The following is a 22,822-nucleotide window of genomic DNA, read 5'->3' on the forward strand; positions in this document are numbered from 1 at the left end:
GCCCGTGCGGGGGCCGGCCGCTGCGCCGGGCTCGTCGAGCGAGGTCACGGCTTGAGGAACCCTGCCTCGCTCAGCACCTTCTGGCCCTCGGCGGACCGCACCAGGGCGATGAACTCCTTCGCGGCAGCGGCGTTCGGCGCGTTCTTCAGCAGGACGATCGGGTAGGAGTTGATCGCCTTGGCGGACTCGGGGAACTCCACGCCCTCCACCTTGCCACCGGCGGACTTCACATCCGTCTTGTAGACGACCGCGGCGTCGGCCTCCTTCAGCTCCACCTTGTTCAGGGCGGCCTTGACGTCCTGCTCGTAGGAGACCGGGGTCAGCTTGAGCTTGCTGGCGTCCAGGGCCTTCTGGGCGGCGGCGCCGCACGGCACCGTCTTGTCGCACAGCACGACCTTCAGGCCGGACTTGGTGAGGTCCTTCAGGGAGGACACCTTGTCGGGGTTGCCCGGCAGGGTGGCGATCTCCAGCTGGTTGCGCACGAAGGTGGCCGGGGTGCCGTCCGCGTCCTTCTTGCCCGTCACGATCGCCATGGTCTTGGGGCTGGCGGCGGCGAAGACGTCCGCCGGGGCGCCGCCGGTGATGCTCGCGGCGAGGGTGTCGCTGCCGCCGAAGTTGAAGCTGACCTTGGTGCCCGGGTGCTGCTGCTCGAACTGCTTGCCCAGGGCCGTGAAGCTCTCCTTCAGGGAGGCGGCGGCGAACACGGTGATGTTGCCGGACACCTTCGGGGAGGCGGAGTCCGACGTGTCCGACTTGGTGTCGGACGAGTCCGAGGACGAGGAGCAGGCGCTGAGTGCCATCAGGGCGGCGGCTCCCGCACCGGCCAGCTGCAGCATCCGCCGGGTCCGGCGCACGGAACGGGTCATCACGGATCTACTCCTCAGGTTCTGTGGAACGACTGTCGCGCCCTGTCGCGGCCGGCGGCACCGGCCGTGCGGGGATGATACTGCCGCATCTGCCAGCCGTAAGTCTCCTGTCGTATTGCATGAGCTGCGAAGTTGTGACTTACAGCTTGCATGTGCGTTTGTACGGCGCTCTGCGGCGGGTACGGTCCTGCGGGAGGTGGTCGCAGATGACGCTCGTGGAAGTCGCCCTGACCGGTGATCTGGCCCGGCCCGCCCGGCTGACCGTGCCCGACCTGCGCCGCTGGCCGCAGCACCGGGTGGACGTCAGCTTCGAGTGCGCGACCAGCGGCATCCAGCACCACCGGTTCGCCGGACCCCGGCTGTACGACGTCCTCGCCGACGCGGGGCCCGGCTTCGACCCGGCGCGGCGCAAGGACCGGCTGCGCTATCTCATCGCGGTGACCGGCACCGACGGCCACCACGCCGTGCTGTCCTGGGCCGAGATCGACCCGGACTTCGCGGACGCGCCCGTCCTGCTGGGCGTGCGCATCGACGACACCCCGCTCGACGCGGCCGGGCCCCAGCTGGTCCTCCCGCAGGACCGGTGCGGGGCCCGGCACATCAGCGGGATCACGGGGATCCGGGTGGACGGCGGCTACCGCTGTGCCGGTCCAGCGCCCGCCACACCCGGTCACGCAGCAGCGGCACCTCGGTGAACCGCACGCCCGTGGCGTCCCGCAGCGCGTTGGCCAGGGCCGGGGCGACGGGGTCGAACGGGCTCTCGCTCATCGACTTGGCGCCCAGTGGGCCGATCGCGTCGGAGGTCTCCATGAAGTGCACCTCGGTGCGCGGCACGTCGGCGTACTGCGGGAGCCGGCCGGTGCCGGGAAGGTGAGCGTCGTGGTGATTGAGGACGGCGTGGACGCCGGGGACGCGCAGGGCGGCCGTGGTGTCGACGGCGAGGATGCGGGCGTGGGCGTGCGGGGAGCGCAGCAGCTTCATGTGGAGCAGGCCCGGCACCTCGAGGTCGAAGGTGTAGCGGGCGGTGCCGGTGACGACCTGCGGCCCGGCCGGTGCGGGCAGGCTACGGCCCACGGACTCGCCGGGCGCGGGCTGCTCCACGTGCTTCACCCCGCGTACGGCGTCCTCGATGGCCCGGTAGCCGGTGCACCGGCACAGGTTGCCCATGAACGCCCGGGGCAGGTCGGCCAGTTGGTCCTCGTCCAGGGCAGCGGTGGTCATCAGGAAGCCGGCCGTGCAGAAGCCGCACTGGAAGCCCTGCGCGTCGAGGAACTTCTGCTGGACGGGGTGGAGTTCGCCGGCCGGGCAGGCCAGGCCCTCGACCGTGGTGACGCAGTGGCCGTCGGCCCGGAACGCCGGGTACAGGCAGCTGTGCACGGGCCTGCCGTCGACGTGGACCGTGCAGGCCCCGCAGTCGCCCGCGTCGCAGCCCTTCTTCACGCCGAACCAGCCGCGTTCGCGCAGATAGGTACGGAGGCACTGGCCGGGCCGGGGCTCCTCCCCGAAGCTCCGGCCGTTGATGTGAACCTTCATCGCCGCTCCTCCTCCGCCAGCTCCCGGCGGATCTCCGCCGCCAGCCGGAAGGTCATGTGCCGCCGCCACTCGGGCAGTCCGTGGATGTCGTCGAACCACGCGTCGTCCGCGACCGCCCCCTCGATCGCCGCCCGCAGCGCCGCGGCCGTCGGGGCCGGTGGAAACCAGACCCGCACCGGGCGGACCGTGGCCGCGGTGAGGGTGATCGCCACCGAGTGGTCGACCGGGTCGAGCGTGCCGATGACCAGGGCGGCCGAGCGGCCGAGGCCGTACAGCGAGGTCTGCCGGAACGCCGTACGGCAGGCCAGGGCGCGGGCGGGCAGGGTGACCGAGCGCAGCAGCTCGCCCTCGGCGAGGTCCTTGCGGCCGGCCCCGGTGACGAAGTCGGTGACCCGGACCCGGCGCCGGGCGCCGTCCTGGGCGATGAGCAGGCACTCCCCGTCGAATGCCGCCGTGAGGGAGATCATCGGGCCGGCCGGCAGACCGTTGCAGAGGTTCCCGCCGACCGTGGCCATGTTCCAGATCTTGAACGACGCGAGGAACGCGCGGCAGCACTGCTCGACCAGCGGCGCCGTGGGGGCGAGCAAGTCCCGTGCGCACCGTGACAGTTCGGCGATGGTGCAGGTGGCGGCCAGCTCCAGCGAGCCGTCCGCGTGGCGCTGTACGGGCGTCCAGCCCATGCGGCTCAGGTCCACCAGGCGCCGCAGGTGCGGCTGGGGCTCGGAGAACAGGTACGTTCCGCCGCCGAGCCAGGCGTCCCCCGGCCGCCAGGGCGCGGGCCGCCTGGCGTCTCGTAGGCCACCGTGTTCAGGTCCATGGCCGGAAGTGAACCAACGGGATCCGGCCCGGACGACTGGTGCCGAGCACGGAATCACCGACCGCGAAACGGCTCCGGCTGGAGGATTCACCAAGAGGCATTCCGCTCCCTGAGGCTTGCATTTACGATGTTTCATCTCGTACTCACCTGGTGAATGCGAGATGCCGGGGGTTTCCGTTCGCCACCCGGCGGCCGTACGAGGAGCCAGCACATGCACGTCGAACACCTCCTGGGGGACGCCTCCCTCGGCCTGCGCCTGCTGTGGGCGGAGGACGCGCTGCTGAGGCGTGAAATCAGCGGAGTGACCGTCACGGACCTGGAGGACCCGGCCCGGTTCGTGCGGCCGGGCGAGGTGGTGCTCAGCGGACTCGTGTGGTGGACGCCGCAGGCCGGCTCCGGCAAGGCGGAGCGGTTCGTCTCGGCGCTGAAGGACGCGGGCGCCGCCGCGCTGCTCGCGGGGGAGGAGACCCATGGGGGCGTGCCGGACGACCTGGTCGAGGCGTGCGTACGCCACCGGGTGCCGGTTGCCGGAGTGCCGGCGCACATCATGTTCCGGTCGATCACGGACACCGTGTATCTGCGTCAGTGGGGTGGGCTGAGCCGGCATCACGCGCTGCCGGAGAACGCGCGCGTGCGACTGAGCCGGCTGCTCGCGCAGGAGGCCGGGCCGGACGCCGTCCTCGCCGCGGCCGTCGCCCACCTCGACGGGACCGCCGCGTACGTCTTCACTCCGAGCGGGCGGACGGTCGCGGCCACGGCCGGCGCACCCGCCGTGCCGGCTCGGGAGGCGGTCGCGCTCGTCGCGGACGGGTCCGGGGTGACCGTCTCCGTTGACGCCGGCGGGGTGTCGCCGTACGAGCGCCGGCTGTTGTACCTGCCCGACCCGCATGCCGCCCCGCCGCGCATGCTGCACGAGGTCGCCGCCGTGCTGGCGCACTGTCAGCAGGCCGGCGCCCGGCGTAGGTCGGCCGGGCCTCGCGGGGCGGACGAACTCGGCGCGCTGCTGGCCGTGCCGGCCGGTCGGGAGGACGGTGCGGTGGAGGCGGCACTGCGCCGGTGCGGACTGCCGGAGTCGGGGCCGTACCAGGTGATCGTCGTGGATGCGGCGGCACGGCAGTCACCGGAGGGTGAAGTGCCGCTTGCCGAGGGCGCGTTGACGGAGATTGCCGGGCATCTGGTGGGGGATGTCCGAGGTGCCGGTGCGGCCAGTGCTGCCGGCGCGGTGGGGGGCGAGGGCGGTGCGGCTGCCGAAGAAGCCGGTGCCGGGACTCCCGCCGTGGCGGCCGACGTGGGGAGGCTGCCGGACGGGTGCGCGTTCGCGGTGCTGTGCGGTGCGCCGGCCGGCTGGGCGGACGAGGTGTGGCCGCTGGTCGCCGACTGCGTGTCCGGTGTCGTGCTGCACGCCGGTGTCGGCATGCCCGCGGCGGAACCCGAGGGGCTGGGCGGCGCGCTGGCGCGGGCCCGTTACGCCCTGGCCTCGGCCCGCACCACCTCGCCCGCCGCCTCCCGCCTGACCGACGCCGGCTCCCTCACCACCCTCGACGCCCTGCTCACGGGCGTGCCGGCCGACGTGCGTGCCGCCTTCAGCCGTACCGTCCTCGGCCCGTTGCTGGAGGACGGCCGGCCCGCCACCGCCGTCCTGCTGAGCACGCTGGAGACCTTCCTGGCCTGCGACGGCTCCTGGGCCCGCACGGCACAGGCGCTGCATTTGCACGTCAACACCGTGCACTACCGGGTGGAGCGCATCGAGCGGCTCACCGGGCGCGACCTGTCCCGGCTGCGGGACCGCCTCGACCTGTGGGCGGCGCTGCTGTGCCGGTGACGCCGGTGACAGCAGGGACGTGACGGGTCAGACGCGGTCGATGTGCACGTTCGTCGACTTCACGCGCGCGGTGGCCTCCATGCCGACCTCCAGGCCCAGTTCCTCGACGGCCTCCCGCGTCAGCAGCGACACCAGCCGGTGCGGGCCCGCCTGGATCTCGACCTGGGCGGCGACGTCACCGAGCTTGATCGCCGTGACGATGCCGGGGAAGGCGTTGCGGACGGAGGTGTAGGAGGCGTCCTCCTCGCCGCTGCCCGCCTTGGCCAGTTCGACCGAGAACGCGGCGAGATCCCTGCCGTCGATGAGCCGTCGCCCGGACTCGTCGCGATGGGTCGCCACCCGGCCCGCGTCGGCCCAGCGGCGGGCGGTGTCCGGGCTCACGCCGAGCAGCCGTGCCGCCTGGCCGATCGTGTAGGACTGCATGCCGGTCACGATAGGGCCACGTCACGGGAACCGCGGACGTGGGGTTGGCCGTTGGGTATAACGCGATATAGCGTTAGTGCGTGACGACGACCCCCTGCGGGGACCTGATGAATCGGGGTGAGGGTATGGCGGCCGAGCTGCTGCACACGGAGATGCCGTCAGGGCTGCGTGCCTCGCACGCGGACCGGGACCGGGTGGTGGACGTCCTGACGGGTGCCGCGGGCGACGGCCGGATCACGGCGGAGGAGCTGGAGGAGCGCGTGTCGGCCGCGCTCTCCGCGCGCACGCTGGGCGAGCTGGCGGCGCTGACGGCCGACCTGCCGGACACCGCCGGGACCGCACCGGCCAAGGACGTCGTGCGGATCGAGCAGCAGGGCGCATCGGCCGTACGGGCGGACGGCTGGGCGGTGCCACGACGCATGGAGATCGCGTCCGCCTGGGGGGACGTGACCCTCGACTTCTCCAGCGCGGTGATCAGGCACGACGCCCTCCGCATCGACCTCGACATGCGCGGCGGCACCCTGCGGCTGATCACCCGGCCCGGCGTCGTCGTGGAGGCCGACGCGCTGGTGATCGGCTACGGCAAGACCAGGGTGCGGCCGGCCGGTGATGCCGGGACGCCAGCCGTGCTCCGCGTGGAGATGCACGGCCGGCTCAGCATGGGGCGTCTGGAGGTACGGCCGCCCAGGCGCTGGTTCGGCCGCTAGGACGACCTCGCCGCGGCTGGGGCGACCTCGCCGCGGCGCAGCCCTGCGCCGCGGCCCGTCCCGGTCGCGTCCCGCCCGGTCTCAGCCGGTGTGCACCCGCGGCCGACGTTCCCGGTCCGGCTCCGCCTCGCGCAGCACCTCGCGGGTGACCGGGGCGACCTCGCCCTGGCCGAAGAGGAAGAAGCGCAGGAAGTTGGCGAAGGGGTTGCCCTCGGTCCACTCGAAGTAGATGTGGGGGGTGCAGCGCGTCGTGTCGCGCACATGGAGGAGGAGCGCGGCGAGGGCGTTGGGGATGGAGGAGGACTCCAGGGTGAGCACGCGGTAGCGGTCGTGCAGGACCTCGCCGCGCACGGTCAGGCCGGCCTCGAACTCGGAGGGGTCGGTGACCGTGACCTCGACGAAGACGAAGTCCTCCTGCTCCGGCATGTCGTTGTCGGCGCGGATCTGCTCGACCTTGTCGCGGTACTCGGCCTTGTCGCGGTGCCCGGGTTCGTTGGCGATGAACCGAATCTTCCGGCTGGCCATGTCGCGGATGAAGCGTTCCGCCATGGGGTCGAGCGTCATGTGGGTCACGCGCAGCTCGAAGGCGCGGGCCAGCCGGGACAGCAGCGAGACCAGGATGATGCCGACGATGAAGCAGGCACCGATCTTCACACCGTCCGGGCGCTCGATGACGTTCGCCACGGTCACGTAGAGCAGGACCGCCGAGACGACCGCGAAGGCGATGGTCCAGCCGCGCTGGCCGGCCCGACGGGCGGCGATGGTCACCGCAATGGCCGCGGAGGACATCAGGACCAGCACGCCGGTGGCGTAGGCGCCGCCCTGTGCGTCGACGTCGGCGTCGAAGATCCAGGTCACCAGGAAGGCGACCAGGGTGAAGACGATGACCATCGGGCGCACGGCGCGGGCCCAGTGCGGGGCCATGCCGTAGCGGGGCAGGTAGCGCGGCATGAGGTTGAGCAGGCCGGCCATCGCGGAGGCGCCGGCGAACCAGAGGATGGCGATGGTGGAGAGGTCGTAGACCGTGCCGAAGGCGCCGCCGAGGTACTCGTGGGCGAGATAGGCGAGCGCGCGGCCGTTGGCCTTGCCGCCGGGCTTGAACTCGTTCGCCGGGATCAGCACCGTGGTGATGAAGCTGGTGGCGATCAGGAAGACGCTCATGATCAGCGCGGCGGCCGTCAGCAGCTTCTTGGTGTCGCGGATGCGGCCCTTCGGGTTGTCCTCGGTGTCGTCGGGGTCGCCCTGGACGTGGGGCATGACGGCGACGCCGGTCTCGAAGCCGGACAGGCCGAGGGCGAGTTTGGGGAAGACCAGCAGGGACACACCGATCATGGCCAGGACGTTGCCGTGCTGGGTGGTCAGGGCGCTGGTCCAGTCGGTGACCACGTGCCCGGCGGTGAGCACGTGCCACAGGCCGACCACCACGACCACGGCGTTCAGGGCGAGATAGACCACCACCAGGGCAACCGCGACGCCGATCGCCTCCAGGAAGCCCTTGAGGAACACCGCGCCCAGCAGGGCCACCAGCAGCAGAGTGATGATCATCTGCTGGCCGTGCAGGACGTTGGTCAGGTGCGGGTTCTCGATCAGGTGGGTGGAGGCGTCGGCGGCCGACAGGGTGATGGTGATCAGGAAGTCGGTGGCGGCGAAGCCCAGCAGTGTCAGGACGAACAGCTTGCCCTTCCAGAAGGACAGCAGCCGCTCCAGCATGGCGATGGAGCCCTCGCCGTGCGGGCTCTCCTCGGCCACCCTGCGGTAGACGGGCAGGGCGCCCGCGAGGGTGACGACGACGAGGACCAGGGTGGCGACGGGGGAGAGCAGACCGGCCGCCAGGGCCGCGATGCCGGGCTGGTAGCCGAGGGTCGAGAAGTAGTCGACACCCGTCAGGCACATCACCCGGTACCAGCGCTGGCCCTTGTGCGGGGGCTCCGGCTCGGCGTGCGGGCCGGTGTGGCCCCCGGCCTTGCCCATGTCGGACAGCCCTTCCAGCATCCAGGCGCGGAGGCGGTTGGTACTGGGAGGCTGCTCGGTCGTGGCCATCAGTGGGCTCCTGTGTGCGGCTCAGCTCTTTCTGGCCATCACGCAGATGGCGGCATCAGCGTAAGCGGAGAGTGACGCCTGGGCCCACGGATACGGGCGGAGGGGTGCGTCAATCTTGCGTTAAGAATGGCGCGCGGACGCCAGAGCCGCATCAAGAAGTTGAGGCCGGAGAGGTGTTCCGGGAGCAGGGCCCTTCGGGGCGCAGGTCGTGCCGCGGGACCATTGACGGCCACCGAGTGTCATATTTCACAGCGCCGACCGCACCATCTCATTCCATGCCGGAGGCCCTCGCTGTCAACGCGCCGGGCCGACGTCACAGGCGCCGGATGTCCATGCGCAGGTGCCAGGTGTTGCGCCGGTGGACGGACAGCAGTTCCGACTCCAGTGGGGACGGGGGCACCGCGAGCACCGGACAGACCGCGTGCGCCAGGCAGTGCCGGCAGACGCGGCCCGAGAAGGCGCGCTGCAGGCCGCGCCGGCCCGCACCCACCACCAGGACGTCGTCCTCCCGGTCGGCGGTCGCCACCAGAGCCGGCCCCGGGGCGCCGCGGACGACGAGGGCGTGCATCGGAACACGGGGGGCGTTCCCGCCGAAGATCTCCTCGAGCACCGAGGCGAGCCGCTGTCCGGCCAGCCGCTGCCAGTCCTCGATCAGGAGGCCGGCGGCGGGGGAGCGGCGCGCGGCGGAGTCACCGCCCGGCGGCTCCCAGGCCAGCACCGGCCACAGTTCCGCTCCCAGCCGGCGGGCAAGCGCGGTGGCCCGCCGCAGGGCCGTGACACTGCCGAGGGATCCGCTCACACCGACCACGACCCGAGCGGTCGCCGAGGCGTCGTAACCGGACATCACTCCACCGTTCCTCGCGGGCGACGCCGGGGCGTCTCGCGCGCGGACGTGCCCGCCCTGCAAGGCCGTTGCTTCCTTCCATCCCACTCCTGTACCGGCGTTTCGACCAGCCGTGCGGACGGTGTCTTTTCAACTGTTTCCGTCCGGCGGCTCGACGGATTCCGTTCCGGGGCAGTCGGCTCTTCCGTTTCGGGGGCAATCGGCGTGCCCGCCACTAAGATTCGGCGCCGCATCCGAAAGTTTCGACTGCCTGTTGGGGGCGAACCATGCGGATCTACGACAACCCCGTCCTCCCCGGCTTCCACCCCGACCCGAGCGTGTGCCGGGCCGGTGACGACTACTACCTCGTGTGTTCCAGCTTCGAGTACTTCCCCGGCGTCCCGCTGTTCCACAGCCGGGACCTGGTGCACTGGCGGCAGATCGGCAACGTCCTCGACCGGCCGGGCCAGTTGACGCTGCCCGACGACACACCGGCCTCGGGCGGCGTCTACGCGCCGACGATCCGTCACCACGACGGGCTCTTCCACGTCATCACCACCGACGTCACGGCCGGGGGAACCTTCCTCGTCACCGCCGAGCGCCCCGAGGGTCCCTGGTCGGACCCGGTGTGGATCGACCTGCCCGGTATCGACCCCGACCTGGCCTGGGACGAGGAGGGTTCCTGCTGGTGCGCCATGGCCGGGGTCACCGTGGCCCGGATCGATCCGCGCACCGGCGAGGTGCTCGAAGGCCCGCTGCCGATGTGGTCCGGCACTGGTCTGAGGGACCCGGAGGCGCCGCATCTGTACCGGATCGGCGACTGGTGGTACCTGCTGCTCGCCGAGGGCGGGACCGCGCTCGGCCACGGTGTCTCGGCCGCCCGCGCCCGCTCGCCGCGCGGGCCGTGGGAACCGGCTCCCGGCAACCCGCTGCTGTCCCACCGCGGTACGGGTCTGCCGATCCAGTGCACCGGCCATGCCGACCTGGTCCAGGCGGCCGACGGCACCTGGTGGATGGTGCTGCTCGGCACCCGGCCGCGCGGCTACTTCCCGGAGTTCCATGTGCTGGGCCGGGAGACCTTCCTGGTCCCGGTGGAGTGGGCCGACGGCTGGCCCCGGGTGGGCCCGGTGCGCGAGCGGCATCCGGCGCCTGCCACCTGGGTTCCCCTCGAACCACCGCCGGTGCGCGACGACTTCAACTCCCCGGTGCTCGCGCCGTACTGGATATCCCCGCGCCGCAGACCCGAGGGGTGCTGGTCGCTCACCGGGCCGCCCGGCCGGCTCACGCTGACCGCCGTCGGGGACAGCCTCGACCGGCCCGGGCACACCTTCGTCGGCCGCCGCCAGCAGCACCTGGACTGCCGGGCCGCCGTGCGCCTGGAGCACTGGACGGGCCGCGCCGGACTGTCCGTCCGCCTGGACGAGGACCATCACTGCGACCTGGAGGTGGCCGCGGGAAGGCGCCTGGACGTGGCCGGGGAAAACGGCCTGGAGGCGGCCGCGGCAAACGCCCCGGACACGGGCGCGGGAAAGTGCCTGGACACGGGCGTGGGAAATGACCCGGACACAGGCATGGGAAACGGCCTGGACGGGCCCGCGGGCCACGACGCGGACGCGGGCGCGGGCCACGGCTTGGGCGGGGCCGTGGGCAACGGCCCCGGCATCGCCGCCGGAAAGCCCCTGGGCGCGGTCGCAGGAGACGAGTCGGAAGCGGGTGTGCGGACCGTGGCCGTGGTCGTGCGGATCGGGCCGGTGCGTCGGTGCGTCGCCGAACTCCCGTTGCCCGTGGGCCCGGTCACCCTGGCCGTCGACATCCGGGCGGCCCGTGCCCCCGGACCCGGGAGTGGCCCCGACAGCATCGCCTTCTCCGTCGAAACCTCCGGGGGAACCGTCCGGCTGACCGAGTTGGACGGCCGCTATCTGTCGACCCAGGTGGCCACCGGATTCACCGGCCGTGTCATCGGCATGTACGTCACCGAGGGCCGCGCGGCCTTCGACTGGTTCGACTACGCGCCCGCAACCTCCTGCGCGACACCTTGACGCTCCCCACGCGCGTTTCTAGAGTCGCGGTCCGGAACGTTCGGGATTTTCTTCGAATGTTTCGAAAACACCTCTTCGAAGCAACTCCGAAATTTTTCGAAGGAGCGCAGATGGGCGACCCTGCACTGTCCCGCCGCGGCTTCCTGGCGGCCTCCGTCGCCGCCGGTCTCGGTGTGACCGCACTCAGCGGCTGCGGCGGCGACTCGGACGGAGGGTCGTCCTCGGGGACGACCACGATCGAGTGGTGGAACATCTCGACCACCGAACCCACCAAGACCGTATGGGCCGGTCTCGCCAAGAAGTTCGAGGCGCAGAATCCCAAGGTCAAGATGAAGATCGTCCAGTTGGAGAACGACGCCTACAAGTCGAAGATGACCGCGCTGACCGCCTCCGGGAAGCTGCCGGACATCTTCCACACCTGGGGCGGCGGCGTGCTCCAGCAGCAGGTGGACGCCGGGCTGGTCGAGGACCTCACCGACCGCACCAGGCCCTGGGCCGGCGGACTGCTGTCGGTGGCCAAGCAGCCGTACCTCCTCGACGACAAGCTGTACGGCATCCCGTTCGACATCGGCATGATCGGCTTCTGGTACGACAAGGCGCTCTTCGAGAAGGCGGGGATCAGCGCGCCCCCGACCACCTGGGGCGGCTTCCTGGACGCCGTGAGGAAGCTCAAGTCCGCCGGGATCACCCCGCTGGCGCTGGCCGGCAAGGAGAGCTGGACCGGCATGTACTACTGGGCGTACCTCGCGATGCGCACGGCGGGTGTCGACGCCCTGCAGAAGGCCGACGAGAAGAAGGACTTCAGCGGTCCCGGCTTCGTCCAGGCCGGACAGCACCTGAAGGACCTCGTCGGCCTCCAGCCCTTCCAGAAGGGCTTCCTCGGGGCCGCCTACTCCTCCCCGACCGGGCAGGCCGCGACCGTCGGCAACGGCAAGGCCGCCATGGAACTCATGGGTCAGTGGGCGCCGGTCGTGGAGGCGGACGCCGGCAAGGGACTCGGCGTGAACCTCGGCTTCTTCCCGTTCCCCGAGGTCGAGGGCGGCGCCGGGAAGATCACCGAGGTGTTCGGCGGAGGCGGCGGCCACGCCCTGCGCAAGGGTGCCCCGCAGGCGGCCGTGGACTTCCTGAAGTTCTTCGCCTCCGAGACCACGGACAAGGAACTGGTGCAGAAGACAGGTGTCCTGCCCGTCGTACCGGCGGCCGAGAGCGTCCTCACCGACCCCAACACCAAGGCCGTACAAGCCCAGTTGAAGGGATCCACCGGCTTCCAGCTCTACCTCGACCAGGCCTACGCCCCCGCCCTCGGCCAGCAGGTCAACGACAGCGTCGCCGGGCTGATCGCCGGATCCAAGTCCCCGCAGCAGGTCACGCAGGCGATCACCGGCACCGCGAAGCAAGGGCAGTAGGGCGGGCGATGACCTCCACCTCCCTCTCGGGCCAACGGGGTGAACGGGGCGAACGCAGCGGGCCCGGCGCCGTCCTGCCGGCCCCGGCGGCCGACGCCGGCCGGCAGCGCAGCCGCAGGCGCGCCCTGCACTGGCTCACCGCCGTCGGTCTCCAACTGCCCGCCCTCGTACTGTTCGGCGTGCTGGTCCTGCTGCCGATCCTGTTCGCGCTGTACGCGTCCTTCTTCCGCTGGGGCGGCTTCGGGATGCCGTCCGACTACACCGGCACCGACAACTTCAGCCGTCTGCTGCAGGATCCGGTGTTCCTCGGCGACCTGTGGCGGATGCTGCTCCTGGTCGTGCTGTCGCTCGCGCTGCAGCTGCCGTTCGCGCTCGCCATGGCCGTCCTGCTCAACCAGAAGGTGCGCGGCCGGGCGGTGTACCGGATGCTGTTCTTCGCGCCGTACGTGCTGTCCGAGGCCATCACGGGCGTGCTGTTCGGCATGATCTTCGCCCCGGACGACGGTCTCGCGGATCATGTCCTCGGCGCGATGGGGCTCGGCGGGCTCGGTGGCCAGTGGTTCGCCGGCACCTCCACCGTGCTGGCCACGCTGTTCCTCGTCATGACGTGGAAGTACTTCGGCTTCCACATGATGCTCCACCTGGCCGGACTGCAGTCCATACCGGCCGAGTTGACCGAGGCGGCGATCGTCGACGGCGCGAACCCTTGGCAGCGCTTCCGGCACGTCACGCTGCCGCTGCTCGCGCCCACGCTGCGGATCAGCGTCTTCCTTTCCGTGATCGGGTCGATACAGCTGTTCGACCTGGTCTGGGTCGTCACCGCGGGCGGACCCGACCACCACTCCGAGACGATGGCCGTGACCATGTTCCAGTACGGCTTCAAGCGCTACCAGGTCGGCTACGCCAGCGCGATCAGCGTGGTCATGTTCGCCGTCAGCCTCGTCTTCGCCCTCGCCTACCAGCGGTTCGTCCTGCGCCGCGACCTGGAAGGGGCCACCACGAGCATGAGGGGAGCCGGAGCATGAGTGTCCGCCGCAAGGGTCGTACGCTCCCCTTGCACGTCGTCCTGGTGGCGGTCGGTGCCGTCATGGCCGTACCGCTGCTGTACGCGCTGCTCTCCGGCTTCAAGTCCACCGACCGGCTCTCCCGCAACCCCGTGGGGCTGCCGAAGCCGTGGGTCTTCGCCAACTACGGTGACATCCTCGGCTCGGGCTCCTTCTGGCGGCTGGTCGGCAACAGCACGCTGATCGCGGCTGGTACGACGGTCATCGTCGTCGCGGTCTCGGCGCCGGCCGCGTTCTCCTTCGCGCGGTTCGCCTTCCGGGGCCGGGAGGTGCTGTTCACGCTGTTCACGATGGGGCTGATGTTCCCGTTCGCGGTGGCGGCGCTGCCACTGTTCCTGCTGCTGCGCTCGATGGGCCTGCTGGACAACCCGCTGGGCGTGATCCTGCCGCAGGCCGCGTTCGGGCTGCCGATGACGATCATCATCCTGCGTGGCTTCTTCCGGCAGATTCCCGGCGAACTGGAGGAGGCGGCCACGCTCGACGGCTGCGGACCTCTCGGCTTCTTCTGGCGGGTGCTGCTGCCGATGGCCCGGCCCGCGCTCGGCACGGTCTCCGTGCTCGCGGTCGTCACCAGCTGGAACAACTTCTTCCTGCCCCTGCTGGTGTTCACCGACAGCACCTGGTGGACCATCCCGATCGGGGTACAGCAGTTCCAGGGCCAGTACTCCGCCGACACCGCGCGCGTCTTCGCCTACCTCGTCCTCGCCATGGTCCCCGCCCTCGCCTTCTACTCGGTCGCCGAACGCCAGCTGGTCGGCGGCCTCACCGCGGGCGCCACCAAGGGCTGAACACACCGTTGAGAGACAGGAGTCGCACCATGCCCAGCAAGAGCACGCGTCTCAGACTCGCCGGCGCCCTCTCCGCCGCCCTCGTGGCCGCCGGACTCGCCGCCCCCGCGGCCCAGGCCCACGAACGGCAGCCCACCCTCGCCGACCTCGCCGAACGCCACGGCCGCTACTTCGGCAGCGCCACCGACAACCCCGAACTCACCGACAGCGCCTACACCAGGATCCTCGGCGGCGAGTTCGACATGATCACGCCAGGCAACGGCATGAAGTGGTACGCCACCGAGCCCCAGCAGGGCGTCTTCGACTGGACCAACGGCGACCAGATAGTGAACCTGGCCCGGAAGAACCACCAGAAGGTCCGCGCCCACACCCTGGTCTGGCACAGCCAGCTGCCCGACTGGCTCACCTCCGGGCAGTGGACCGCGAGCGAGCTGCGGGCGGTGCTGAAGAAGCACATCACCACCGAGGTACGGCACTACCGGGGCAAGGTGTACTCCTGGGACGTCGTCAACGAGGCCTTCAACGAGGACGGGACCTATCGCGAAACCCTCTGGTACAAGACCCTCGGCCCCGGCTACATCGCCGACGCGCTGCGCTGGGCCCACGAGGCCGACCCGCACGCCAAGCTCTACCTCAACGACTACAACATCGAGGCGGTCGGCCCGAAGAGCGACGCCTACTACGCGCTGGCCAAGGACCTCAAGACCAGGGGAGTGCCACTCGACGGCATCGGCTTCCAGACCCATCTGGCCCTGCAGTACGGCTATCCCACCAGCCTTCCGGACAACCTGCGCCGCTTCTCCGGACTGGGCCTGGACACCGCCCTGACCGAGGTCGACATACGGATGCGGCTGCCGGCGACCGGGGACGAGCTGGCCGAGCAGGCGAGCTGGTACCGGCAGCTGACCGAGGCCTGCCTGGCCGTGCGCCGGTGCGTCGGTGTGACGATCTGGGACTACACCGACAGGTACTCCTGGATCCCGGCCTTCTTCCCGGGCGAGGGCGCCGCCCTGCCGTGGGACGAGCAGCTCGACCCCAAGCCGGCGTACCAGGCCCTGCGGGAGGCGCTGCGCTAGCGCCCGGCTACGTCCGGTAGCCACCCCTGGACACACATCGGGGCCGGTGCGCACCTCACAGGGTGCGGCCGGCCCCTTGGGTCGTTCGCCCGCGCTCCGCTCAGGCGGCGGTCATCACGTGCTCCGCACCGAGCGGGCGGTGCGGAGCGATGATCCGGCCGTCGGGCAGCAGCTCACCGGTGTCCTCGAAGAGCAGGACGCCGTTGCACAGCAGACTCCATCCCTGCTCCGGGTGGTGCGCCACGAGACGGGCGGACTCCCGGTCGGCGGACTCGGCTGGCGGACACGGCGGCTGGTGCTGGCACATGGGTGGGATCTCTCGCTCTGTCGTGGTCATGGCCGTCCCCCGTGGTGTTAAGTCGGTCGGAACCCAGTGTTGCCCTCTCGGCGTCGTTCCGCAGGGATTTCGCAGCACCGCTTCCCACAGGTTCATGACGCGTCACCCACGCGGACGGTTCAGCCCAAGTGCACTGTCACTTCGGGTGGTTCGCAGTGGCCGGATCGGGCTAGTCCCTGCAGGCCAGACCCCTGACATGCACGTACCCCGCTTCCCCTGCGGGCAAGCGGGGTACGCGGTGTCCGTCAGGCCGCGGGCGAGTCGAGCACGGGGGGCGCGAGCAGGGGAAGCGGGGTGGCGCGATGAGTCAGCACCGGCAGCAACTCACTGACCCGGAAGGGGCGGTGCGCCGGTATGCCGGGCGGCGCCGGGGCCAGTGGGACGAGCAGATCGGTGCCGGCCGGGTGTCCCTCGGCTCCGTCGGCGGTGATGTCGCCGTGCAGCCACAGGGTGAGCATGTACAGCCCCGGCACGGACAGCAGCCGGGCCTGGTAAGGCTGCGGCAGCGCCTCGGCCTGCTGCAGGGCGCGCTCGGTGGAGGGGACGTACGGACCCTCGAAGAAGTGTGAGAAGGCCCAGCCGTCGGGGGTCAGCATGGTGTCCGCCGCGGCCACGGCGCGCTCGCCGCAGCGGATCAGGAAGCGCCAGCCGGCCAGCCGGGTCGCGGACAGGCCCGGTGCCGTGATGCGGTCCAGTACGTGCACGGGCAGCGGGAGCTCGGGTGTCGTCGGCCCCTGCGCGGCGCGCAGGGAGGGGGTCGGGGCCTCACGCACCGCGGTGGGGGAACCGAGGGCGGTGAGGACGGAGCGCAGGGCAGGCGCGGGGGCAGGGGGCACGTGCAGCGGCATGTGGGTCGCCTCTCTCGTACGACAGGCGCGGCGGCGCGAGGAGGGGTGGGGCGGACGGCGCTGTCTGCTCACGGAAGGCCGGAAGGGTGAAGGCCCGGGTCGGTGAACGTGGGTGCGGCTCGGCCCGCCGCCCGTCACCGGGACGGCCTGAACACGGCAGGAACCAGGACCGAGGCGTCAACCTTCTGCCTTGTGGGCGAAGTTTATATGACGCATGTTCGGCCGTTGTTTCGTCTATCCCAATTCCGGAAGTCGCGCAAGGCGGTAATACGCCGACGATTTGCGGGACTCCTCCCGGTTTCCGGACCGTCCGTCGCCGCTGACCTCGTAATACGCACTGGTAACGGTCGGCCGAATGTCGTCGGCGTTTTTCACGAGGTGCTGCGGGAACCCGTTGGTGCAGACCGAACGCATGCCCCGTGAATGTGCCGCGGGGAACATTCCGACAGGGTAGCGGGTGCCGGGCCCGCGCGGGGCGTTATCGATCGCTTCCACTGGGCATCATCCTCCCTGCACCCGGGAGCCCGGCGGCCGGACGTCGGCCCGCCCATCCGAGGAGGGACACTTCGATGGGGGAGAAGGTCGTGGCGGGGCAGTTCGACCTGTCCGATCGCCAGCGCCACCGTGAAAAGCTCCAGAAGTGCCTCGCGGGACTGGAGCGACTGCTGAGGGAGAAGCGATTCGATCGTCCCAAGAACCTCATGGGAGTCGAGATCGAATTGAATCTCGCAGGGCCCGACGGTATGCCGAAAATGTTGAACGGGCAGGTACTGGAGCGTATCGCGAGCCGCGATTTCCAAACAGAACTCGCCATGTTCAATCTGGAAGTCAACATCGCCCCACACCGGTTGGGCGGCCGGGTATTCGACCGGCTCGCCGAGGAACTGCGCACCTCGCTCGCCTATGCCGACCGCAAGGCGGGCGAGGTGGACGCCGGCATCGTGATGATCGGCATCCTGCCCACGCTCGACCGTGACGACCTGGTCTCCTCCAACCTCTCCGAGGTCGACCGCTACACCCTGCTCAACGACCAGATCGTGGCCGCGCGCGGCGAGGACTTCCGGCTCGACATCGAGGGCGTCGAGCATCTCGTCTGCACCTCCAAGTCGATCGTCCCCGAAGCCGCCTGCACCTCCGTGCAGCTGCACCTCCAGGTCACCCCGGCCCGGTTCGCCGACGTGTGGAACGCGGCGCAGGCCGCGTGCGCCGCGCAGATCGCCGTCGGCGCCAACTCCCCGTTCCTGTTCGGTCACGAACTGTGGCGCGAGTCCCGGCCCCCGCTGTTCCTGCAGTCCACCGACACCCGCCCGCCCGAGCTCCAGGCCCAGGGCGTACGGCCGCGCACCTGGTTCGGCGAACGGTGGATCAGCTCCGCCTACGAGCTGTTCGAGGAGAACCTGCGCTACTTCCCGGCGCTGCTGCCCATCTGCGACGACGAGGAACCGCTGGAGGTCGTCGAGGCCGGAGGCACGCCCAGGCTCGCCGAGCTGGTGCTGCACAACGGCACGATCTACCGCTGGAACCGGCCGGTGTACGGCATCGCCGACGGCGTCCCGCACCTCAGGGTGGAGAACCGGGTGCTGCCGGCCGGGCCGACCATCACCGACGTGATCGCCAACGCGGCCTTCTACTACGGCCTGGTCCGCGCCTTCGCCGAGGAGTCCCGCCCGGTGTGGACCCGGCTGCCCTTCGCCGCGGCGGAGGCCAACTTCGACGCCGCCTGCCGGTACGGCATCGACGCGCGGTTCGTGTGGCCCCGGCGGGGGCGTTACGGCGGCACGGGCGAGGTCGACGCGGTCACCCTGGTCCGCGACGAGCTGCTGCCGCTGGCCTCGGCCGGGCTGGACGCGTGGGGCGTGGAGGCGGCCGACCGCGACCTCTACCTGGGCGTCATCGAGGAGCGCTGCCGGCGCCGGGTGAACGGGGCGTCCTGGCAGGCGGCGACATTCCACAGGCTTCTGGAGCAGGGGCTGTCCCGCGAAGGCGCGCTGGCAGCCACGACGCGGCGCTACGCCGAGCTGATGCATGTGGGGGAGCCGGTGCATATGTGGCCGGTGGGGTTGCCCGAGCCGGTGCCGCTCGGTTGACCACCGGGTGAGGCGCGGGGTGGTGGGCTGGCCGGGCACCGGCTCGCTCCCGCCGGGCCGGTCCGCCGTGGGATCGAGCGCCCCGGCGACCGCAGATCCGCGCCGCCGTGGCGGAGCGCCGTCGCGGCGGACCTGAAGAGTGCGGCCCTGCCGGGGTGCTCGGCGGAGCCAGGTGGCCGTACGTCGTCCTCACATCTTCTTCTGCGATCCTTGCCAGGGCAGTGGTGGGCCAGGGGCCCGTGAGCCGGATGGAGGCAGGGGTGCAGGTGGAGGCTGACTCGGTGGCCGATTCCGCGGCGCGGCGGCGTGACCCTCGGCGCATCCTGCGGGACGAGACGCTGCTCGTCCTGGCGCTGTCGCTCGGAGCGAGCGGGGTCTCCGCGCTGATCAGCTTCGTCGGCGCGGTCACCAAGCCGGGCGGCCTGAAGGACCAGGCGGCCACCCTCAACGCCTCGGCTGCGCCCGGCCGCCCCTGGCTCGACCTGGCCTGGCAGCTGTTCGGCATCGCCAGCGCGCTGGTCCCCGTCGCCCTGGTCGCCCATCTGCTCCTGCGCGAGGGCGGCAGCCTGCGGACGCTGGGCTTCGACCGCACCCGGCCCTGGCCCGACCTGGGCCGGGGCGCCGGAGTCGCGGCCGTGATCGGCAGCACCGGGATCGCCTTCTACCTGGCCGCCCGCGGCCTCGGCTTCAACCTCACGGTCGTGCCCGAGGCCCTGCCGGACGTGTGGTGGAAGTTCCCGGTGCTGATCCTGTCCGCCGTGCAGAACGCGGTCCTCGAAGAGGTCATCGTGGTCGGCTATCTGCTGCGCAGGCTGGGCCAGTTGGGCTGGACCCCGGGGACGGCGCTGGTCGCCAGCGCGGTCCTGCGCGGCTCGTACCACCTCTACCAGGGCGTCGGCGGCTTCATCGGCAACATGGTCATGGGCGTGCTCTTCGTGTGGCTGTACCGCCGCTGGGGGCGGGTCGGTCCGCTGGTCGTCGCCCACTCGCTGCTCGACATCGGGGCGTTCGTCGGCTACGCCCTGCTCGCGGGCAAGGTGGGCTGGCTGCCGACGGCCTGACCAACGGCGGGCCGCCCGGTCAGGCGTGCAGCTCGCCCTCGATGACCGTGACCGCGCGGCCGGTGAGCAGGGTGCGCTCGCCGCGCAGGGCGGTGCGGACCAGGCCGGTGCGGCGGGAGGCCTGCAGCCCGGTGAGGTCGTCGCGGCCCAGGCGCGCGGACCAGTGCGGGGCGAGCGCGGTGTGGGCGCTGCCGGTGACCGGGTCTTCGTCGATGCCGACGTTCGGGAAGAAGCAGCGGGAGACGAAGTCGTAGCCGCGGGACGGGTCGTCGGCGCGGGCGGTGGCGATGATGCCGCGCGCGGAGTAGGCGCCGAGGGACTTGTGGTCCGGCGCGAGGCCCAGGACCGTCTTCTCGTCGGCCAGTTCCACCAGCAGGTCGCCCACGTTCGGGCCGGTGTCGAAGGCGGCGACCGGCTGCGCGCCGAGGGCCTCGGCGACCCCGGCGGGGATCTCGGCCGGGGTGAGCGGGGCCGTCGGGAAGTCGAGGGTGATCGAGCCGTCCCCGGCGGGCGTGGCGATGAGCACGCCGCTGCGCGTGGTGAACCGCACCGGGCCCTCGTGGGCGCCGGTGGTGTGCAGGACGTGGGCGGTGGCGAGCGTGGCGTGCCCGCACATCGCTACCTCGGCGACGGGCGTGAACCAGCGCAGCGCCCAGTCCGCCTCGCCGCCCTCGGGCAGCCGGTGGGCGAAGGCCGTCTCGGCGTGGTTGACCTCCATGGCGACGTTCTGGAGCCAGTCGTCGTCCGGGAAGGCGTCGTCCAGGAGCAGGACTCCGGCCGGGTTGCCGGCGAAGGGGCGGTCGGTGAAGGCGTCCACGATTCGAATGCGCATGGCGCCGACGCTAGCGGCCGCGACGGACGCCCGCCCAAGGCCAATTCGCGAGTCCTGGCACGCTTCCCGCACCCCTGCGGCGTCGCATCGGGAGGGGTCTTGTCATGCGATCGGTTCCGATATATCGTTGAGACATCGCGAACGATACGCGATGCAGACGTGACAGATCATCGATGGAATGGAGTGATCGCGATGCGTACCCACGGATTCGAGCGTGGACATCGGCACGAGGGCCCCGGCCAGCGGGACATGGGTGGATTCGACCGGCGGCGGGCCGCCTTCGGGCCCTTCGGTCCGGGTGGCCCGGGGTTCGGCCCCGGCGGTCCCGGTTTCGGCCCCGGCCCCTGGGGACCCCGGGGGCGCGGAGGCCCGAGGGGACGGGCCCGGCGCGGGGACGTACGGGCCTCGATCCTGGCCCTGCTCAAGGACCGCCCCATGCACGGCTACGAGATGATCCAGGAGATCGCCGAACGCAGCGGCGGCGCGTGGAAGCCCAGCCCCGGCTCGGTCTACCCCACGCTCCAGCTGCTGGAGGACGAGGGCCTGATCGCCAGCGAGAGCGAGGGCGGCAAGAAGCTGTTCGCGCTCACCGAGGACGGGCGCGCCGCCGCCGACGAGGGCCCCGACGCCCCCTGGGAGGAGGCCTCGCGCGGGGTCGACTGGGAGGCCCTCAGCGAGATCCGCCAGGCCGGCTTCGGCCTGATGGAGGCCTTCGGCCAGGTCTGGAAGACCGGCAGCAAGGAACAGCGCGAGAAGGCGCTGGCCGTCATCAACGACGCCCGCAAGAAGCTGTACCTGATCCTCGCCGACGAGCACTGAGACTCGTACGGCGGTCCGGGCGCCCCGCGGAACACCTCCGCGGGGCGCCTTCCCGTGTCCCGGCTCAGGCGACCAGGCCGGCCAGCTTGCGCAGCGACTCGTTCAGCGCGGCCGTCGCCGAGTCCTTCAGCTTGCCCGCCATCAGCGACACCGCGGCGCCGGTGAACTCGCCGTCGATCCGGACCGATGTGGCGTCGCCGTCGGGCGTGAGGGTGTAGCGGGTGGCCACCGTCACCGCCATCGGGCCCTTGCCCCGGATGGCGAACACCCGGGCCGGCTCCAGCTCCTCGATGGTCCAGTCGACCTCGGCCGGAAAGCCCATCAGCTTCATGTTCTCCTGGAAGGTCCCGCCCACGGCCAGGCTCTCCGGGCCCCCTTCGGGGAAACTGGTGTGGGTGGCGTTCCACTCTCCGTACGACGACCAGTCGGTGAGCTGGGCCCACACCTTCTCGGCCGGTGCCTGGATGCGTGCCTCCGCGCTGACTTCGGCCATGGGACCACCCCTTCGGATCGGACGTAGCGGGCTACGGTGTCGCGGAACGTAGCCGCAGGGGCGCGAACATTCAATACTGATGAACCGTCAGAGATTCCGGGGCGCCGTGCGGGCTCGGCCCACCCGCCGGGGGTGCGCGGCGGTTGCGTACGGGGCGCAGGGCAAGGCGGCGCGCGCCCTTCGGGCCGGCTCGGCCGAATCTCCTCCGCAAGGATGAGATCCCGAACGCCGACCTCCACTCTGTGTGGGACGCGAAGATGGTTCCCCTCGTCGATGTCCCGGCCCGTTGGGGCTGATGGGGTAGGGGTTGTGCAACCCCGTACAACCCCCTGGACCGCCCGTGACGAGGCGGCCGCGTACATCGACGACGATGCCGTGCTCGGCGCCGAGCTGGCAGCGGTGGTCGCCGGTGCCCGCCGCAGGGCCGTCCGGGACGGGGACCGCCAGACCGACACCGCCCATCTGCTGCACTCCCTCCTGGAGCACGACCCCGAGGTCCGCGCCGCCGTCGGCGGCCCGCAGCAGCTCGCCCGGCTGCTCGGCTACCTCGTGCAGCGCAGCATCGGCTACGGGCTGCGCTGGCAGGGCAGCGTCGAGGACTCCGGCGCGCTCGCCGTCGTCCCCGCCGCGGCCGTTCCCGGCGCACGCGAGCCGAGGGACACCGCCGGCTGGTCGCCCGCGGCCGCCGCCGCCCTCGCCGACGCCCGCGAGCGGGCCCGGCTGCGCGGCGAGCCCCGTGTCACCGGTCTCGGCCTCCTCGCCGCGCTCACCGCGGACCCGGGTTCGCGTGCGGTGGAGGTCCTCGAACGCGCGGGCGTCCGCGAGCTGAACACCCGGCTCGGACCCGGGACGAACCCGGTCGGACCCGGGGCGGACCGCAGCGCAACCGGCGCGGACGAGTACGCCGCCGGCGGCGGCCCGGCCCACTGACACCGGCGGAG

General features: G+C 71.4%; 21 protein-coding genes and 1 pseudogene. 12 read left to right on the top strand and 10 right to left on the bottom strand.

Translation table 11 applies throughout. From position 1 onward, the window contains the following. Positions 1-44: 44 nt before the first annotated feature. Positions 45-866, bottom strand: a complete 822-nt coding sequence (gene modA, locus ACWGJ5_RS25940) for a molybdate ABC transporter substrate-binding protein (protein ID WP_453312068.1) — start codon at positions 864-866, stop codon at positions 45-47. 206 nt (positions 867-1,072) lie between these two features. Here modA and ACWGJ5_RS25945 point away from each other — a divergent pair, with 206 nt between their 5' ends. Then, the gene (locus ACWGJ5_RS25945; protein WP_453312069.1) at positions 1,073-1,561 is read left to right on the top strand and encodes a molybdopterin-dependent oxidoreductase; all 489 of its coding nucleotides are present in this window, start codon (positions 1,073-1,075) and stop codon (positions 1,559-1,561) included. Positions 1,562-1,739: 178 nt separating this feature from the next. Here the strand turns inward: ACWGJ5_RS25945 and ACWGJ5_RS25950 are convergent. Together ACWGJ5_RS25950 and ACWGJ5_RS25955 are read right to left on the bottom strand one after the other, a co-directional pair. Next, positions 1,740-2,399: pseudogene (locus tag ACWGJ5_RS25950) on the bottom strand (2Fe-2S iron-sulfur cluster-binding protein); the annotation flags it as partial. Beyond that, entirely contained in the window at positions 2,396-3,352 is a 957-nt protein-coding gene (locus tag ACWGJ5_RS25955; protein WP_453312070.1) for an FAD binding domain-containing protein, read from the bottom strand. The pseudogene ACWGJ5_RS25950 and the gene ACWGJ5_RS25955, both read right to left, overlap by 4 nt. 75 nt (positions 3,353-3,427) lie before the next feature. Here ACWGJ5_RS25955 and ACWGJ5_RS25960 point away from each other — a divergent pair, with 75 nt between their 5' ends. Then, a complete protein-coding gene (locus ACWGJ5_RS25960) occupies positions 3,428-5,038 on the top strand; it encodes a helix-turn-helix domain-containing protein (RefSeq protein WP_453312071.1) in 1,611 nt (536 codons plus the stop codon). Between the two features lie 27 nt (positions 5,039-5,065). Here ACWGJ5_RS25960 and ACWGJ5_RS25965 read toward each other — a convergent pair whose 3' ends face one another. Next, the gene (locus ACWGJ5_RS25965; protein WP_388758078.1) at positions 5,066-5,461 is read right to left on the bottom strand and encodes a TOBE domain-containing protein; all 396 of its coding nucleotides are present in this window, start codon (positions 5,459-5,461) and stop codon (positions 5,066-5,068) included. A gap of 80 nt (positions 5,462-5,541) precedes the next feature. On the opposite strand from ACWGJ5_RS25965, the gene ACWGJ5_RS25970 reads away from it, so the two are divergent. Continuing rightward, on the top strand, positions 5,542-6,168 hold the full coding sequence (locus ACWGJ5_RS25970) for a DUF1707 SHOCT-like domain-containing protein (protein WP_453312072.1): 627 nt from the start codon (positions 5,542-5,544) through the stop codon (positions 6,166-6,168). Between the two features lie 81 nt (positions 6,169-6,249). Here ACWGJ5_RS25970 and ACWGJ5_RS25975 read toward each other — a convergent pair whose 3' ends face one another. Both ACWGJ5_RS25975 and ACWGJ5_RS25980 read right to left on the bottom strand, forming a co-directional pair. Continuing rightward, positions 6,250-8,208: an amino acid transporter gene (locus tag ACWGJ5_RS25975; protein WP_453312073.1), complete on the bottom strand. Its 1,959-nt coding sequence runs from the start codon at positions 8,206-8,208 to the stop codon at positions 6,250-6,252. A gap of 313 nt (positions 8,209-8,521) precedes the next feature. Continuing rightward, the gene (locus ACWGJ5_RS25980; protein WP_453312074.1) at positions 8,522-9,052 is read right to left on the bottom strand and encodes a universal stress protein; all 531 of its coding nucleotides are present in this window, start codon (positions 9,050-9,052) and stop codon (positions 8,522-8,524) included. A gap of 266 nt (positions 9,053-9,318) precedes the next feature. Between ACWGJ5_RS25980 and ACWGJ5_RS25985 the strand changes: the two genes are divergently transcribed. The 5 genes from ACWGJ5_RS25985 to ACWGJ5_RS26005 all read left to right on the top strand — a co-directional run bounded on the left by ACWGJ5_RS25985 (position 9,319) and on the right by ACWGJ5_RS26005 (position 15,404). After that, complete coding sequence (locus ACWGJ5_RS25985; protein ID WP_453312075.1) at positions 9,319-11,070, top strand: glycoside hydrolase family 43 protein; 1,752 nt, start codon at positions 9,319-9,321, stop codon at positions 11,068-11,070. Between the two features lie 110 nt (positions 11,071-11,180). Beyond that, positions 11,181-12,476 (top strand): extracellular solute-binding protein, encoded by a 1,296-nt coding sequence (locus ACWGJ5_RS25990; protein WP_453312076.1) that lies wholly within the window; start codon positions 11,181-11,183, stop codon positions 12,474-12,476. Between the two features lie 8 nt (positions 12,477-12,484). Beyond that, positions 12,485-13,501, top strand: a complete 1,017-nt coding sequence (locus ACWGJ5_RS25995) for a carbohydrate ABC transporter permease (RefSeq protein ID WP_453312077.1) — start codon at positions 12,485-12,487, stop codon at positions 13,499-13,501. Beyond that, positions 13,498-14,328 carry a carbohydrate ABC transporter permease gene (locus tag ACWGJ5_RS26000; RefSeq protein WP_453312078.1) on the top strand — a complete coding sequence of 277 codons (831 nt, stop codon included), beginning with the start codon at positions 13,498-13,500 and terminating at the stop codon, positions 14,326-14,328. Before ACWGJ5_RS25995 ends, ACWGJ5_RS26000 begins: the two co-directional genes overlap by 4 nt. A gap of 29 nt (positions 14,329-14,357) precedes the next feature. Next, the gene (locus ACWGJ5_RS26005) at positions 14,358-15,404 is read left to right on the top strand and encodes an endo-1,4-beta-xylanase (protein ID WP_453312079.1); all 1,047 of its coding nucleotides are present in this window, start codon (positions 14,358-14,360) and stop codon (positions 15,402-15,404) included. 100 nt (positions 15,405-15,504) lie between these two features. On the opposite strand, the gene ACWGJ5_RS26010 is transcribed toward ACWGJ5_RS26005, so the two are convergent. Together ACWGJ5_RS26010 and ACWGJ5_RS26015 are read right to left on the bottom strand one after the other, a co-directional pair. Then, on the bottom strand, positions 15,505-15,711 hold the full coding sequence (locus ACWGJ5_RS26010) for a DUF5999 family protein (RefSeq protein WP_067045924.1): 207 nt from the start codon (positions 15,709-15,711) through the stop codon (positions 15,505-15,507). A 275-nt stretch (positions 15,712-15,986) separates the two neighbouring features. Beyond that, positions 15,987-16,589: a hypothetical protein gene (locus tag ACWGJ5_RS26015; RefSeq protein WP_453312080.1), complete on the bottom strand. Its 603-nt coding sequence runs from the start codon at positions 16,587-16,589 to the stop codon at positions 15,987-15,989. A gap of 569 nt (positions 16,590-17,158) precedes the next feature. Between ACWGJ5_RS26015 and ACWGJ5_RS26020 the strand changes: the two genes are divergently transcribed. Together ACWGJ5_RS26020 and ACWGJ5_RS26025 are read left to right on the top strand one after the other, a co-directional pair. Continuing rightward, positions 17,159-18,676 carry a glutamate--cysteine ligase gene (locus ACWGJ5_RS26020; RefSeq protein ID WP_453312081.1) on the top strand — a complete coding sequence of 506 codons (1,518 nt, stop codon included), beginning with the start codon at positions 17,159-17,161 and terminating at the stop codon, positions 18,674-18,676. A 260-nt stretch (positions 18,677-18,936) separates the two neighbouring features. Continuing rightward, positions 18,937-19,737: a CPBP family intramembrane glutamic endopeptidase gene (locus tag ACWGJ5_RS26025; RefSeq protein ID WP_453312082.1), complete on the top strand. Its 801-nt coding sequence runs from the start codon at positions 18,937-18,939 to the stop codon at positions 19,735-19,737. Between the two features lie 19 nt (positions 19,738-19,756). Here the strand turns inward: ACWGJ5_RS26025 and ACWGJ5_RS26030 are convergent, their stop codons facing one another. Further along, positions 19,757-20,569, bottom strand: coding sequence for a PhzF family phenazine biosynthesis protein (locus ACWGJ5_RS26030; RefSeq protein ID WP_453312083.1), 813 nt, complete (start codon positions 20,567-20,569; stop codon positions 19,757-19,759). A 192-nt stretch (positions 20,570-20,761) separates the two neighbouring features. Here ACWGJ5_RS26030 and ACWGJ5_RS26035 point away from each other — a divergent pair, with 192 nt between their 5' ends. Beyond that, on the top strand, positions 20,762-21,388 hold the full coding sequence (locus ACWGJ5_RS26035) for a PadR family transcriptional regulator (protein WP_453312084.1): 627 nt from the start codon (positions 20,762-20,764) through the stop codon (positions 21,386-21,388). Between the two features lie 64 nt (positions 21,389-21,452). Here the strand turns inward: ACWGJ5_RS26035 and ACWGJ5_RS26040 are convergent, their stop codons facing one another. After that, complete coding sequence (locus ACWGJ5_RS26040) at positions 21,453-21,881, bottom strand: type II toxin-antitoxin system Rv0910 family toxin (protein ID WP_453312085.1); 429 nt, start codon at positions 21,879-21,881, stop codon at positions 21,453-21,455. A gap of 309 nt (positions 21,882-22,190) precedes the next feature. On the opposite strand from ACWGJ5_RS26040, the gene ACWGJ5_RS26045 reads away from it, so the two are divergent. Continuing rightward, entirely contained in the window at positions 22,191-22,811 is a 621-nt protein-coding gene (locus ACWGJ5_RS26045) for a Clp protease N-terminal domain-containing protein (protein WP_453312086.1), read from the top strand. Positions 22,812-22,822 lie beyond the last annotated feature (11 nt).

It is taken from the genome of Streptomyces sp. NPDC054783, from assembly GCF_053611725.1.